The organism is Enterobacter cloacae complex sp. HYC003_NIDB, from assembly GCF_056673375.1.
In genome coordinates, this window is the sequence record NZ_CP114220.1 from 3,516,158 (window position 1) to 3,530,843 (window position 14,686).

The window sequence follows — 14,686 nt, forward strand, 5'->3', positions numbered from 1 at the left end:
AGAGGGCCGGGGTGAGGGCATCAAACCGCACTCACCCCAGATACTCAATCACCGACATCCCGCCGTTATAATCCGTGCTGTAAATAATCCCCTGCGCATCCACAAACACGTCGCACGACTGGATCACCTGCGGGCGATTCGGCCGCGTGTCCATCATTCTCTCCGGCGCGGCGGGCACCAGCGCCCCCGTTTCCACCGGTCGATACGGGTTCGAAATATCGTACGCCCGCACGCCCGCGTTCTGATACGTCGCAAAAATTAGCGTTGAGCTGACGAAGCTCCCCGGCCGGTTTTCGTGCAGGTTGTGCGGGCCGAAATGCGCCCCTTTCGCCACGTAGTCGGTTTCATCCGGCTGCGGGAAGGTGGCAATACTTACCGGATTCGACGGCTCGCGGATATCAAACAGCCAGATCAGCTTTTCGCCGTCCTGCTGGTTATCCAGCACCGCCTCGTCCAGTACCACCAGCAGGTCGCGATCCGGCAGCGGCAGCGCGGTGTGCGTCCCACCGCCAAACGGCGGGCTCCAGTTACGGTGGCTAATGAGCTTAGGCCGGGTGCGGTCCTTCACGTCCAGCAGCGTCAGGCCGCCGTCACGCCAACTGCCATACGCGGTGTCGCCGGCAATAATCGCATGGTGCAGCGCGTAGCGTTTGCCTTCCGGCCAGCCCGGCTTCTCACCTTCGGCCTGGTTCATCCCGGGCAGCCACCAGCGCCCCGCGACTTCAGGCTTACGCGGGTCCGCAAGATCGATGGTCAGAAAGATGTAATCGGTAAAGCCGTCGATCAGCGCTGAAACGTAGGCCCAGCGGCCGCCGACGTACCAGATGCGGTGAATGCCGATGCCACTCAGCGACAGAAAGCCGATTTCGCGCGGCCTGTCCGGCGTGGAGATATCAAAGACGCGAAGCCCGGCGCTCCAGCCTTTATCCTGCACGTCGCTGACGGTCTCCCCCACCTGGCGGGTGTAGTAGACCTTCTCATCGGCAAAACGCGCATCGGCAAACAGATCCCGGGCGTTAATCACCAGCAGCAAATCGTCGTGCGCCTGGAGGTGTACGTTCCAGGTACCCGGCGGCGCGGGCACGTAACCTGCGGCTTTTGGTTTTTTCGGATCGCGCACGTCGACAATGGAAAAGCCCTGCGACACCATATGACCGATATAGGCGAAACCACGGTGCACCATCAGCTGTACACCGTCCGGACGACCGCCCTGGTCGCTATGGCCAATCAGCCGCATATTGCGGCTGTATTCGGGAGGGGGTAATTGAGACACCTTATGCTCCTTACGCCCGGTGGCGCTACGCTTACCGGGCCTACGGGTGCGAAATGTAGGCCGGGTAAGGCGCAGCCGCCACCCGGCTTGGTTTACTTGTTTTTAGCGGCAAGCGTCGCAAACCACGGCGCGATAAAATCTTCCGTCTGGCCCCAGCCTGGAATGATTTTCCCCAGAGACGCCACGTTCACCGCGCCCGGCTGGGCGGTCAGCAGCGCCTGCGGAATAGCCGCCGCCTTGAAATCGTAGGTAGCAGGCGTCGCTTCTCCGGCAATCTTATTGGCGATCAGGCGTACGTTGGTCGCGCCAATCAGCTTCGGATCTACCGCCACGCTCACCTTCCACGGGCTACCCGGCTCGCGCATCAGCTGGAGATCCTGGTTGGAGATGTCGATGCTGTAGAGCTTGATCTCGGTGCGGCCGTTCTCTTTCAGCGCCTTATACGCGCCCTGACTGAAGGCATCCCAGGTCCCCCAGATGGCGTCGATTTTACCTTTCGGGTATTTCGCGAGGATCGCCCCCACCTTGTTGGCGGTGTCGCCCTGCACGTCAGAGGAGACCGCGCCGATGGACTCCAGCTCTTTAATCTCCGGATACTGCTTTTGCAGTTCTTTATACGCCGCCTGACGGCGCTCCATCGGCGGGAAGCCCGCGACCCACAGCTTGACGATATTGGCCTTGCCGTTGAAATCTTTCGCCAGTTGACCAAAAGAGAGGTTGGTCAGGGAGGCATCGTCCTGCTGGGTAACGGTTACGCCCGGGATCTCGCCGTTCACGGCGGTATCAAACACCGAAACTTTAATCCCGGCATCCACCGCCTTCTTTACCAGCGCGGTGGAGTACGGATCGCGCCCCTGAGAGAGAATAATCCCGTCGTATTTCTGGCTGATGGCCTGGTTCACGAAATCCTGGAATCTGGCGTCGTCCCCGTTACTTAAAAACGTGCTGACCTTAAAGCCGAGCTTTTTCCCTTCCTGAATCGCCCCGGCAACAAACTGCGTGGTGTTGTCGTCCGAGCCCAGGTTGCGGATCACCGCAATGCGAATGGGGCCGTCATGGCTGGCAATGGCGGCCGGAACCGGCGCGGGGGTAGCCGCCAGGCCCGGCAAAGAAGTGAGTAATCCAAGAGCTACCAAAGAGAGCGCAATCTTTTTCATTTATTATCCCGTTGTGTTGTCAGCGTTTTTGTATGTAAGTAATCGCCAGTGCCATCGCGAGCACCAGCCCTTTTATAATGTCCATGGCGTAATACGGCACGGAGAGCATCACCAGCCCGTTCGACAGCACGCCGAGGATCACCGCCCCCACCAGCGTGCCCAGCGCGTTCGGCTTGCCGGACCCGGCCAGCGAGAACCCGATCCACGCCGCCGCCACCGCATCCATCAGGTAGCCGCCCCCCGCATTCACCTGCGATGAACCGATACGCGAAGCCAGCAAAATTCCGCCCAGTCCCGCCAGCAGCGAGGCGATCACGTAGGCCGCCACCTTGTAGCGCGTGGTACGAATACCGGAGAGACGCGCGGCTTCCGGGTTGCCGCCAATGGCGTACATCCGGCGTCCGTGGGTGGTCAGCGACAGGCCAAGCTGCGCCAGAATCGTCACCACCAGCATGACGATCACAATGGTCGGCACCTGCCCCAGCAGGCTGAACGCCGCCGGAATGGTCCCTTCCGCCATGTCGCCGCTCGGCAGCACCATGTTCTCGGTAATCGACCCGCCGTAGCTGTAGGTCATCGCCACGCCCTGGATGACAAACAGGCTGGCAAGGGTCGCGAGCATGTCCGGAATGCGCAGGATGACGATCAGAAAGGCGTTAAACAGACCGACCAGCGTGCAGAGCGCAAGGGTCAGCAGAATCGACTCGGTGGTGCCGAAGCCGTGCCAGACGAAAAGCGAAATCACCAGCGCGTTCGCCAGCGACGCGGTTGACCCCACCGAGAGATCGAACCCGCCGACGGTCAGCGAAATCGAGACGCCGATGGCAATCACCGTCACGATGGCAATCGAGCGCAGAATGTTGATGATGTTGTTCGGATCGAGGAAGCTGTCCGACGCCAGGCCAAACACCGCCACCAGCGCGACGACGGTCAACAGCATGCCCCACCTGTAGAGAAAATCGAAAATCTGCTGACGGCCAGACGCCGCCGCGTTCACTGAAAGGGCCTTGCTCACGACGCCGTTCCTCCGGTTGAATAATAAAGTAGTGTCTCTTCCCGGGCCTCGGCTCCGGCGATTTCCGCCACGATGCGTCCGTCCCACAGCACGCAGATGCGGTCGCACAGCCCGACCAGCTCGGCGAACTCGCCCGAGGCGTAAATGACACCTTTGCCCTCGCGCGCCAGGCCGTCGATCAGCTGAAACAGATCGGTTTTGGCCTTCACGTCCACGCCTTTGGTCGGCTCGTCGAATATCAGCACGCTGGCGTCATTCCGCAGCCATTTGCCGATGGCGACCTTCTGCTGGTTACCGCCGGAAAGCCGACGCAGCACCTGCCCCGGCCCGCGCGTGCGCACACCGACGCGGGCGATCACCTCTTCTGCCCAGCGCCACGCCTGACGATGACCAAACAGGCTCCAGCGCGAGAAGCTGTTATCGGCACACACGGCAAGGTTCATGCTCACCGGCTCGTCGATAAAAATGCCCTCTTTGCGCCGCTCCTCCGGCACCAGCGCCAGACCGCGCAGTACCGAGTCTGCCGGATCGCGCGGTTTCCAGGCCTGATGGTTCAGCTCGCCGCGCGCTACGCGGCTTTTGCTGGCGCCAAACAGCGCCTTGCAGAGTTCCGTTTTCCCCGCCCCCGCCAGCCCGGCAATGCCGAGGATTTCACCTTTGCGCAGGTGCAGGGAGATATCTTTCAGCAGCGCATCGTCGTGCAGCCCTTCCACCCGCAGCAGCGTCTCCTCACCGTGCGGCGGGCGCGGGGGCGGATAGATATCGCTCAGCTCGTGGCCGAGCATCTTCTCAACAATCGCTTCGCCGCTCAGATCCGCCATCGGGCCGGACTCAATCAGCCTGCCGTCGCGCAGCACCGTCAGGGTGTCGCAGATGGCCTTCAGCTCGTGAATGCGGTGAGAGATAAACACCACGCCGATACCCTGCTGTTGCAGACGTCTTACTACCGCAAACAGACGCTCACTCTCGTGCGCGTCCAGCGGCGCGGTGGGCTCATCAAGGATGAGAAAACGGCAGTGGTGCGAGAGCGCCCGCGCCAGCAAAATCTGCTGTTTTTCAGCCAGCGTGCAACTGTCGATGGAGCGGCGTACGTCGAGCGAAACATCCAGCTGCGCCAGCGCCTGCCGCGCCTGCTGACGAACCGCGCGCCAGCTGTAGCGGTGCCCCGGATGCGCCAACTGGTCGAGCATGATGTTTTCGGCAATGCTTAACCCGGGGATGAGCGCCACATCCACCTCCTGCTGCACAAGATGGATACCCAGCCGTTTGGCGTCCAGCGGCTCGCGGATACTTACCGGCTGGTTGTTAATGCAGATTTCGCCTTCATAACGATCGTGCGTCCCGCACAGCACCGCCATCAGCGTCGATTTCCCCGCGCCGTTGGCGCCGGTCAGCGCATGCACCGACCCGCCGTTCAGGGTGAAATCCACGCGCGACAGGGCCTGAAAGCCGGAAAAGGCCAGGCTGATACCGCGCATCTCAAGGCGACTGGAAACCATCCGCGTAAATCCTTCATTACTCTTCTGATTTAGCGAATTTTTCACAGCTCTTGTTGACTGACAACGACGTAAAAGGCATAAGTTAAAGCAAAATATTATTAGCCATCCGGATGTCCAGACATAACATCGGGTTAGCGCTTGCTAAAAAAGGACAACTTCATGAGCAACACCGATATCCGCGTCGTGCCCGGCCCGGCGAACTACTTCTCTCATCCGGGAAGCCTTGCCCACCTGGATGATTTCTTTACTCCGGAACAGCTTTCCCGCGCGGTGTGGATCTACGGCGAGCGGGCAATCGAGGGCGCACGCCCTTATCTGCCGCAGAGTTTTAACGCGACGGGGGCAAAACATCTGCTGTTTAAGGGCCATTGCAGCGAGCGTGACGTCACCCATCTGGTGAACGAGTCGGGTAGTGAAACCAGCGTGGTGATTGGCGTGGGCGGCGGTGCGGTAATGGATACCGTCAAGGCCGTGGCGCGTCGTCTGGGCGTGCCGTTCGTAGGCATTCCCACTATCGCCGCCACCTGCGCGGCGTGGACCCCGCTCTCCGTCTGGTACAACGATGCCGGTCAGGCGCTACAGTTTGAGATTTTTGACGACGCCAACTTTCTGGTGCTGGTGGAGCCGCAGATCATCCTTAACGCCCCGGCGGAATACCTGCTGGCGGGCATCGGCGATACGCTGGCGAAGTGGTACGAAGCGGCGGTGCTCGCCCCTCAACCTGAGAGTCTGCCGCTGACCGTGCGTCTTGGCCTGAACGGTGCGCTGGCGATCCGTGACGTGCTGCTGGAACGCAGCGAAGAAGCGCTTGCGGATCAGCAGCGCGGCGAACAGACGCAGGCGTTCCGGGACGTGGTGGATGCGATTATTGCCGGAGGCGGAATGGTCGGCGGTCTGGGTGAGCGCTATACCCGCGTGGCGGCGGCGCACGCGGTGCACAACGGCTTAACCGTGCTGCCGCAGACGGAAAAATACCTGCACGGCACCAAGGTGGCCTACGGCATTCTGGTGCAGAGCGCCCTGCTCGGTCAGGACGACGTGCTGGCGCAGCTGGTGGCGGCGTACCAGCGCTTCAATCTGCCGACCACGCTTCGCGAGCTGGACGTCGATATTCACAACCGCGACGAGCTGGATAAGGTCATTGCCCACACCCTGCGCCCGGTGGAGTCGATTCACTATCTGCCGGTGACGTTAACGCCTGAGGTGCTGCGCGCCGCGTTTGCGAAGGTGGAATCCTTCAGCCGTTAATCGCGCCAACGGGCTATACCTAATGATGATTCTCTCCACTCCTGCAACGAGGTCATCATGCAGATCGATTTAACAGGTAAAAAGGCGCTGGTTACTGGCGCCAGTCGTGGGCTGGGGCCGCGGGGCAAATTTCCGGCACCGGTCTGGACGTGGACGGCGGTCTGAACGCCTGATCGCAAATTTACTGTATGCCTCTGTCGCCCGGCAGAGGCCTGTTCGAGCCGCCTCGACGATTCGCGGTTTGCCGCTTTCTCGCGGTTTTTCTCCGCTCTACAGTACCCATAAGAAATTCGGAATTTATCTAATAGTCTTATTATTTCCTTATATTTTGTGTGGGCGTACAGTGGAGGTACGGATGAAGATTGTCTGGTCAAAGACCGCTGAGAAGCAATTTTCTAAAATCGATACGCGATATCAGAACCGCATTAAATTCAGGCTGGAGAAGATGGATGATAAAACATCACCTGTCGCGGATATCAAGAAATTATCATCTCCCGAAAACCACTACAGGCTGCGATTAGGTGATTACAGGGTAATTTACACCTTCGGGGATCCGCCGGGTGATATCTGCTACGTAGTGGCGGTTAAACGCCGGACAACAACCACCTACCTTCATGAGGAGCATACGGAATATGACTGTTCAGTTCATAAAGGATAAAGAAGGGAAAAAACAGTATGTTGTCATTCCTTATAGTGAATATTTTCGCATGCGTTTAGCCACGCTTGAGTATGACGATGAGGATGAAAGCGACTGGGAAGATATCCCTTATGAATCAGATATCTACGATAACGTAGGTTTACCGGGGGAAGTGTGCGACGTCATGCATAACGAGAACGTCAGCCTACAGGCCGCCTGGCGCATTTTACGCGGCATGTCCCAGCAGGAGGTGGCGGAGAAGCTTGGCATCAGCCAGTCCGCCGTGTCACAGCTTGAAGCGCTGGACTCCCGACCGCAAAAGCGCACCCGCGAAAAGCTGGCGGCAATTTACGGCTGTAAACAGGAGCAGATCAGCCTCTATATACCAAAAGAGGGTTAACAGCACTTCGCCCCGCCCTTGCCGCCGTAGCGGGCGTCCTGACGGTCGCGGAAAAATTCTTCGTAGGTCATGGGCGTCTGGTCCGGGTGGTTGACGCGCATATGCTCGACGTAGTTGTCGTAATCCGGCACGCCAATCATCATTTTAGCGGCCTGGCCCAGGTATTTACCTGCTTTGGAAAGGGTGTCGAACATAGTTCTGATCTCACAGGAAATGTAGGCCGGGTAAGGCGAAGCCGCCACCCGGCACACGGGTTAATGCGCCCCTTTCGCCTGGGTGACAATCTCGTCCAGGTTCTCAGGCATTGGCTCATACGGCGTCTCTTTCGCCGTCGGTTTGTCGACTTTCAACGCCGCCAGCGCGGTTTTCAGAGAATACAACGCCAGCACCACAACCACCACCATAAAGAAGATGGTCAGCCCGGCGTCCAGACGGTTGTTAAACACCAGCTGCGACAGTTGAGATTCGGTGTACTGTGCCGGGATCTTACCGCTGTCGATCATCGCCTGGAACTTGTTGGCGATCGCCAGGAAGCCCACCTTATTGTCCGGGCTGAAGGCTTTCTGCCAGCCCGCGGTCAGGGTACAGATCAGCAGCCACGCCGTTGGCACCAGCGCCACCCATGCGTAACGCTGGCGCTTCATCTTGAACAGAACTACCGCGCAGAGCATCAGGGCCATGCCCGCCAGCATCTGGTTGGCGATACCGAACAGCGGCCACAGGGTGTTAATCCCGCCCAGCGGGTCGACCACGCCCTGATGCAGGAAGTAGCCCCACGCCAGCACGCACAGCGCCGTCGCCAGCAGGTTAGCCGGGAGTGAATCGGTACGCTTCAGGTTCGGGGAGATCACCCCCAGCAGATCCTGCAACATAAAGCGCGCCGCACGCGTACCGGCATCCACCGCCGTCAGAATAAACAGCGCCTCGAACAGAATGGCGAAGTGATACCAGAACGAGACATCCATCAGCCCGCCCAGCGCGCCGTGCAGAATGTAGGCCATGCCCACCGCCAGCGTTGGCGCCCCGCCTGCGCGGGAGATAATTGACTGCTCGCCGACCTCATTAGCGATATGCGTCAACGTTTCAGGGGTAATCGCAAAGCCCCAGCCGCTGACCACCTGCGCGGCAGAGGCAACCACGTCAACGGTGCCGGCCGGGGCCAGTACCGCCATTGGGCTGTTCATCGCAAAGTAAACGCCCGGGTCAATAATACAGGCCGAAACCAGCGCCATAATCGCCACGAAGGATTCCATCAGCATGCCGCCGTAGCCAATCAGGCAGGCCTGATTTTCATTCGCCAGCATCTTCGGCGTGGTCCCGGAGGCAATCAGCGCGTGGAAGCCCGACACCGCCCCACAAGCGATGGTGATAAACAGGAACGGGAACAGGTTGCCGGTCCAGACCGGGCCGGTGCCGTCAATAAATTTGGTCAGCGCAGGCATGGTCAGGGTCGGGCGCATAATCAGAATGCCGATCGCCAGCCCGACGATGGTGCCGATTTTCAGGAAGGTGGAGAGGTAGTCACGCGGGGCCAGCAGCAGCCACACCGGCAGCACCGCCGCCACAAAGCCATAGCCCACCAGCATCCAGGTCAGCTGCACGCCGGTGAAGTCGAAGAACGGCGCCCAGGTCGGGCTTTCCGCTACCCAGCCGCCGGAGATAATGGCAAACACCAGGAACACCAGGCCAATAACTGAAACTTCACCAATGCGCCCCGGACGCAGATAGCGGATATAGATCCCCATAAACAGCGCCAGCGGAATGGTGAAGGCGACGGTATAGGTTCCCCACGGGCTGTGGGTCAAGGCTTTCACCACGATCATCGCCAGCACCGCGAGGATGATCACCATGATCATAAAGGTCGCCACCAGCGCAATCACCCCGGCGGTTGCGCCCATCTCCTCTTTCACCAGCTCACCCAGCGAACGACCGTCGCGGCGGGTGGAGACGAACAGCACCATGAAGTCCTGCACCGCGCCCGCCAGCACCACCCCCGCGAGGATCCAGATCATCCCTGGCAGGTAGCCCATCTGCGCGGCCAGTACCGGCCCCACCAGCGGGCCTGCCCCGGCAATCGCCGCGAAATGGTGACCGAACAGCACTTTTTTATCGGTCGGCACGTAGTCCAGACCGTCGTTATGACGCACGGCCGGCGTCATGCGCGTGCCGTCTACGCCCAGTACCGTCTTAGCGATATAGCGGCCATAAAAACGGTATGCGATCAGATAAATGCAGACGGAGGCGACGACGATCCACAGCGCGTTGATCTGCTCCCCCCGGTTGAGGGCGATATAGCCCAGGGCAAAGGCTCCCACCACGGAGAGCACCGCCCACGTAAGGTATTTCCCTGAGTTGTTCATAGTTGTTGTCCGTTGTTGTGAAACAGTGAGATGTTACATTTTGTTTCTAGAACAACGGATAAAATTTAACAACTTTGAAACGCAATAATGCGTGGTCAAACCAGAGATTTACACCACAGTGTTAAGCCGATCACTTTCAGCTGAATGACTTACCCCAACACCATCGTACTCAACCGACAGGTACAGCACCGCCGCCCCTGCTCGTCGAACACCACGATCTCCCAGCTCTGGCTGGAACGGCCCAGATGCAGCGGCTGACACACGCCGCGTACCTTACCGTGAGAGACCGCGCGGTGGTGCGTGGCATTCAGTTCCGTGCCCACCACGTTCTGCCCGTCACGGGTCATCAGAAAACCGGCCATTGAGCCCAGCGTTTCCGCCAGCGCCGCCGAGGCGCCGCCATGCAGCAGGCCAAACGGCTGGTGGGTGCGGGCATCCACCGGCATCTCCGCTTCCAGCGTATCGTCCCCGAGGCGGGTATAGACGATGCCAAGGTGCCCCACCATCGTATTCAGGCTGGTGGCGTTCAGCTCCTCGAGCGTTAAATGACGTTTCCAGATCATTACGCCCCCAGCGTGGAGCCGCCGTCCACCACGATATCCTGCAAGGTGATATGGCTGGCGGCATCGGATGCCAGGAACAGCACGGTCGCAGCAATCTCCTGTGGACGGGCAATTTTACCGAGCGGAATGCCGAGCTTGAACTGCTCACCAAAGCCGCGAATGCGCCGCTGTTCCGCATCATCGCTGGTCCACAGGGTGCGCTGCATGTCGGTATCCGTTGAACCCGGCGACACCAGGTTACAGCGTACGCCGCTGCCCGCCAGTTCCAGCCCGACGGTCAGCGCCAGGCTTTTCAGCGCCGCTTTCGACGCGCCGTAGGCGCTCATGCCGATGCGCGGCGTGTGCGCCGCGTCAGAGGCCACCGTCACAATCGCCCCCCCCTGCTGATGACGGAACTGGCCCATCGTCTGCTGGAACAGGTTGAACGCGCCGCCGACGTTGACCGCAAAGGTCTGCTGCCAGTCCTCCTGCGAGAGCTGATCCGTCGCGCCCATACGCAGAATGCCCGCCGCGTTAACCAGCACATCGAGCCGCTCAAGGCTGCTGAGCAAACGCCCGCAGACGTCACTCGCCTGCGCCGCATCCGCCACGTCCAGCGTTTCGGTGGCAAACGGATATTCGCCGTGAGGGAAAGCCAGATCGAACCCGGTCACCTGCGCCCCGGCCTCCACAAATGCCAGCGCGGTCGCATAACCAATGCCCTTACCCGCGCCCGTCACCCAGACCGTTTTACCGGTGAAATCAAAAGCCATCACTTCACCTCGCGGGAGAGCAGCGCCCACCAGGCATCGAGGGTCGGATTTTTTGCCAGCATCACGAAATCAATGTCGCCGTGCACTTTGCGCCAGCGGGCGGCCAGCGCCATCATCCTCACTGAATCCAGACCGTAGTCGATCAGGTTTTCGTCATCCATCGGCTCGTCGGACTCGTCCAGCAGCGGCAGGATCAGCTCACGCAGCGCGGCTTTCGTTGCCGGAACGGACGGCAGCAGTTCGTCGGTCATCACCACGCGGCCCGAACGTCCTGCCACGTATTTCAGCGACATCAGGTGCTCGTCGCGGGTGAAATCCGCCAGCGCGTCGGCGATAAAGAACGGTTTGATGTCGCGCATAAAGGCGTCGGTGGCGGTGGTCATGCAGCCGATGTGGGCGTACACGCCGGTGATCAAAAGCTGGTTGCGCCCGGTCTCTTTCAGCATCTGCTCCAGCGGCGAGCGGTGAAACGCGCTGTAGCGCCACTTCACCAGCACGGTGTCCGCTTCGTCCGGGGTGAGCTCAGCGACGATGCGCTGCTGCTCCGGCGAGCGAGTCAGGCCCGGCCCCCACATATCGTTCAGCAGGGCGCGGTCTTCGTCGCTCTGATCTTTCGGCTGCGCGGTGTAGTACACCGGAATATTGTGCTCTTTGCAGTACGCGCGCAGTTTAGCGATGTTCGCCACTACCTGGCGCATCATGTCGCTATTTTCGCCCCAGAAGTTCAGGAAGTACTCCTGCATATCGTGGATCAGCAGCGCGGCGCGCTCCGGTTCAAACGCCCAGTTCACTTTACTGGTCGGCAGTTCGGCGGCGGTTGGCAGCGCGTATGCGGTTAATTTTGGAATGGCCATTCTCTGTTCCTCAGCCCCGGGCGCGTTCAGCAAGCCACAGGCGCAACTGTTTCTTATCAACTTTGCCGACCGGCGTGAGCGGAAGCGCATCCACGCTCTCCACGCGGTCCGGCAGCTTAAATTCGGCGACGCCCTGCTCGCGCAGGAAGCGGCGCACCTCCACCGCGCGCAGGGGCTGTTTCACCACCAGGTACGCGCAGCTTTTTTCGCCCAGCAGGCTGTCCTCCATGCTCACCAGCGCGGCGTGGATCACCGCGTCGTGGCGCAGCAGCAGGTTTTCGATCTCTTCGGCGGCGATCTTCTCGCCACCGCGGTTGATCTGATCTTTCTCGCGCCCCTGCACGGTGATGTAACCCTGCTCATCAATGGCGATCAGATCGCCCGAGCAGTAGAAACCGTTGGCATCAAAGGCGCTGGCGTTGTGTTCCGGGCTATTGAAATAGCCGCGGAAGGTGTAAGGGCCGCGCGTCATCAGACGCCCGACTTCCCCGCGCGGCAGCGGGTTGCCGTCCTCGTCCGCCACCCACACTTCATCGTCCGGGCACATCGGGCGGCCCTGGGTATTAATGATGCGCTCCGGCGCATCGTCGAGGGCGGTGTAGTTCACCAGCCCTTCCGCCATGCCAAACACCTGCTGAAGCTGGCAGCCAATTTCCGCCGGAATACGTGCCGCAAGCGTGGCGGAGAGACGTGCGCCGCCTACCTGGAGCAGTTCGAGGGATTTCAGCTGGGCGTTCCCCGCGCCGTCGGCAATCGCCTGCAACCACAGGCTGACCGCGGGCGGCACCAGTGAGGTGACGTTTATCTGATGCTGCTCAATCAGCGGGAAGCAGAGCGTGGCGCTCGGATCGTTAGCCAGCACCACGCAGCCGCCCGCCGTGAAAACGCCTAACGATCCCGGCGAGCTCATGGCGTAGTTATGCGCCGCGGGAAGCGCGTTCAGATAGCGGGTGTGCGCAGTGATTCCGCAGATTTCGTTGCTGCGACGGATGCTGTAGTCGTAGTCGTTGTGCGTACGCGGGATCAACTTCGGCGTGCCGGTGCTGCCGCCGGAGAGCTGGAAGAACGCCACTTCGTCGGCGGGCGTCGGGTTTGGGATGAAATTGTCCGCCGGGCGCGCAATCGCCGCCTCCAGCGCGTGTTCGCCCTTATCGCCGCGCAGCAGCACGACGCGTACCGAGCGATGCGTATCCACAAAGGTATTGAGAAAATCATCGCCCGCGAACAGCGCGTGGTCGCGATCGGCAATCAGCACGGCGGGTTTGATCTGCTCCGCGTAGGCGTTGAGTTCGCTGCGCTGATGGCTAAAGAGCGCGTTGACCGGTGCGACGCCGATTTGCAGCAGCGCGAAGAAGGTGATGTAGAACTCGGCCACGTTGCCGAGCTGCACCAGCGCGGTCTCGCCGCGATGCAGCCCCTGCGCCTGAAGGACAGACGCCAGATTCGTCACCGCCTGATTAAACGCGCGGTAGGTGATGCGGCGATCGCCGTCAATTATCGCGACCGCATCGTTGTCCGCATGGTCCGTCAGGATGTGGGTCAGCGGCCGATCCTGCCAGTAGCCTTTTTCACGGTAGCGGCGGGCAAACTCCTCAGGCCAGCGGGTAAAAGGGATGGTCATGAGTATTCCTTAGTGCAAACCAAACACGTTGAGCATGGTGGAGAGCTTCACGCCCGTCTCGCGCCACTCGCCTACCGGAGAGGAAGCAGGCACAATGCCCGCGCCGGCAAACAGGCGAACGGTATTTTGATGCAGCCGCGCGCAGCGGATAGTTACCACCCACTCGCCGTTACCTTCGCTGTCGCACCAGCCGACGATGCCGCCGAACAGCTCACGATCGAACGGCTCCAGCTCGGCAATCAGCTCTTTTGCCGCCTGATGCGGAAAGCCGCTCAGCGCTGGCGTCGGGTGCAGCAGACAGGCCAGCGTCAGGGCGTTCTCGTTTTCACGCGCGTCACCTTCTACCGGCGTCGCCAGATGCCACAGCGTCGGGGTGGTGATGAGCTGCGGGGAAGCCGGCATGGTCAGATGATGGCTGCGCGGTTCCAGAATGGTTTTCATCGCCTGCGTTACCAGGTCGTGCTCGTGACGGTCTTTTTCGGAGGCCAGCAGCTTAGTGCCCGCTTCGCGATCCAGCACATCGTCCGGCTGACGGCGCGCAGAGCCCGCCAGCGGCAGCGAGCTAAAGTGCGCGCCCTCTTTACGCAGCAGCAGTTCCGGGCTGGCGCCCAGCAGCACGCCGCCGTCTTCCAGCGGTACGTGGAAGTTAAAGCTCGCCGGGTTCTGGGCGATAAGACGCTCCATCAGCGCGCTGCTATCAATCTGTTTGTCGGTGGCGATATCAATCAGGCGCGACAGCACCACCTTATTCACCTGCGGCGTGGCGGTGAGCGACGCGGCGCGGGCGACCATCTCCTCGAAAACCGGCTGCGGCGGGATCTCGGTGCGTTGTTGCACGTTCAGCGTCTGCGCGCCGGAGGCGTAGCGTGCGGACTGCTGACGCGCCGGGCGAGAGAAGGTTTGCCAGCGTTGCGGAATAAACAGCGATGACGGTTTGCGGGTATCGAAGGGGATCGCCCCTACCATCACCGGATGGGCAATGCCGCTGTTTTTCGCATTCTGGAAAGCCTGAGCTAATTTCTGCTGAAAGGGGCCCGCCGGATCGTCACCGCCGACGGCGGGTTCAGAAAAACGGGCAAAACAGCCTGACGTGGTAAAACTGCGATAGGGCGACATAAAGAAAAAGCTGTCTGATTGCAGCGTGGTCGCGGTGTGCTGAAGGTCCTCAGCCAATGACGTATCCATATCATCCTCCTAAAATGATAAAAGCAGTAATAATGATTATCATTTATATTTTCGTCGGCTAACCTAATCCCACATCGCCCTGGTGTCAACCGCAGAGCAAACAACTTGTGCGACTAACGCTT

Annotated in this window: 14 protein-coding genes; 3 read left to right on the top strand and 11 right to left on the bottom strand. The window is 60.3% G+C overall.

Features of this window, described 5'->3' with window-relative positions; all coding sequences use genetic code 11:
• Positions 1-31: 31 nt before the first annotated feature.
• The 4 genes from O1722_RS16790 to O1722_RS16805 all read right to left on the bottom strand — a co-directional run bounded on the left by O1722_RS16790 (position 32) and on the right by O1722_RS16805 (position 4,944).
• On the bottom strand, positions 32-1,273 hold the full coding sequence (locus tag O1722_RS16790) for an LVIVD repeat-containing protein (RefSeq protein WP_017382503.1): 1,242 nt from the start codon (positions 1,271-1,273) through the stop codon (positions 32-34).
• Positions 1,274-1,365: 92 nt separating this feature from the next.
• Positions 1,366-2,430, bottom strand: coding sequence for a sugar ABC transporter substrate-binding protein (locus O1722_RS16795; protein ID WP_015571167.1), 1,065 nt, complete (start codon positions 2,428-2,430; stop codon positions 1,366-1,368).
• A 19-nt stretch (positions 2,431-2,449) separates the two neighbouring features.
• Positions 2,450-3,445: an ABC transporter permease gene (locus O1722_RS16800; protein WP_032103096.1), complete on the bottom strand. Its 996-nt coding sequence runs from the start codon at positions 3,443-3,445 to the stop codon at positions 2,450-2,452.
• On the bottom strand, positions 3,442-4,944 hold the full coding sequence (locus O1722_RS16805) for a sugar ABC transporter ATP-binding protein (RefSeq protein ID WP_023296101.1): 1,503 nt from the start codon (positions 4,942-4,944) through the stop codon (positions 3,442-3,444). Before O1722_RS16805 ends, O1722_RS16800 begins: the two co-directional genes overlap by 4 nt.
• Positions 4,945-5,103: 159 nt before the next feature.
• Between O1722_RS16805 and O1722_RS16810 the strand changes: the two genes are divergently transcribed.
• The 3 genes from O1722_RS16810 (at position 5,104) to O1722_RS16820 (ending at position 7,229) form a co-directional block, all read left to right on the top strand.
• The gene (locus O1722_RS16810; RefSeq protein WP_033486422.1) at positions 5,104-6,192 is read left to right on the top strand and encodes an oxidoreductase; all 1,089 of its coding nucleotides are present in this window, start codon (positions 5,104-5,106) and stop codon (positions 6,190-6,192) included.
• A gap of 355 nt (positions 6,193-6,547) precedes the next feature.
• The gene (locus O1722_RS16815; protein WP_015571170.1) at positions 6,548-6,850 is read left to right on the top strand and encodes a type II toxin-antitoxin system RelE family toxin; all 303 of its coding nucleotides are present in this window, start codon (positions 6,548-6,550) and stop codon (positions 6,848-6,850) included.
• Positions 6,825-7,229: a helix-turn-helix domain-containing protein gene (locus O1722_RS16820; RefSeq protein ID WP_033486423.1), complete on the top strand. Its 405-nt coding sequence runs from the start codon at positions 6,825-6,827 to the stop codon at positions 7,227-7,229. The genes O1722_RS16815 and O1722_RS16820 overlap by 26 nt, the downstream gene beginning before the upstream one ends.
• Here the strand turns inward: O1722_RS16820 and O1722_RS16825 are convergent.
• From O1722_RS16825 to entC, 7 genes are all read right to left on the bottom strand, one after another.
• Positions 7,226-7,423 carry a YbdD/YjiX family protein gene (locus O1722_RS16825; RefSeq protein WP_006809671.1) on the bottom strand — a complete coding sequence of 66 codons (198 nt, stop codon included), beginning with the start codon at positions 7,421-7,423 and terminating at the stop codon, positions 7,226-7,228. The two genes, O1722_RS16820 and O1722_RS16825, sit on opposite strands and share 4 nt — an antisense overlap.
• A 60-nt stretch (positions 7,424-7,483) precedes the next feature.
• Entirely contained in the window at positions 7,484-9,589 is a 2,106-nt protein-coding gene (cstA, locus tag O1722_RS16830; RefSeq protein WP_015571172.1) for a pyruvate/proton symporter CstA, read from the bottom strand.
• Positions 9,590-9,738: 149 nt separating this feature from the next.
• A complete protein-coding gene (gene entH, locus O1722_RS16835) occupies positions 9,739-10,152 on the bottom strand; it encodes a proofreading thioesterase EntH (RefSeq protein WP_015571173.1) in 414 nt (137 codons plus the stop codon).
• A complete protein-coding gene (gene entA / locus O1722_RS16840; protein WP_015571174.1) occupies positions 10,152-10,904 on the bottom strand; it encodes a 2,3-dihydro-2,3-dihydroxybenzoate dehydrogenase EntA in 753 nt (250 codons plus the stop codon). The genes entH and entA overlap by 1 nt, the downstream gene beginning before the upstream one ends.
• Complete coding sequence (locus O1722_RS16845; protein WP_033486424.1) at positions 10,904-11,758, bottom strand: isochorismatase; 855 nt, start codon at positions 11,756-11,758, stop codon at positions 10,904-10,906. The genes entA and O1722_RS16845 overlap by 1 nt, the downstream gene beginning before the upstream one ends.
• A gap of 10 nt (positions 11,759-11,768) precedes the next feature.
• Positions 11,769-13,379: a (2,3-dihydroxybenzoyl)adenylate synthase EntE gene (entE, locus tag O1722_RS16850; RefSeq protein WP_033486425.1), complete on the bottom strand. Its 1,611-nt coding sequence runs from the start codon at positions 13,377-13,379 to the stop codon at positions 11,769-11,771.
• Between the two features lie 9 nt (positions 13,380-13,388).
• Complete coding sequence (entC, locus tag O1722_RS16855; protein ID WP_017382512.1) at positions 13,389-14,564, bottom strand: isochorismate synthase EntC; 1,176 nt, start codon at positions 14,562-14,564, stop codon at positions 13,389-13,391.
• Positions 14,565-14,686 lie beyond the last annotated feature (122 nt).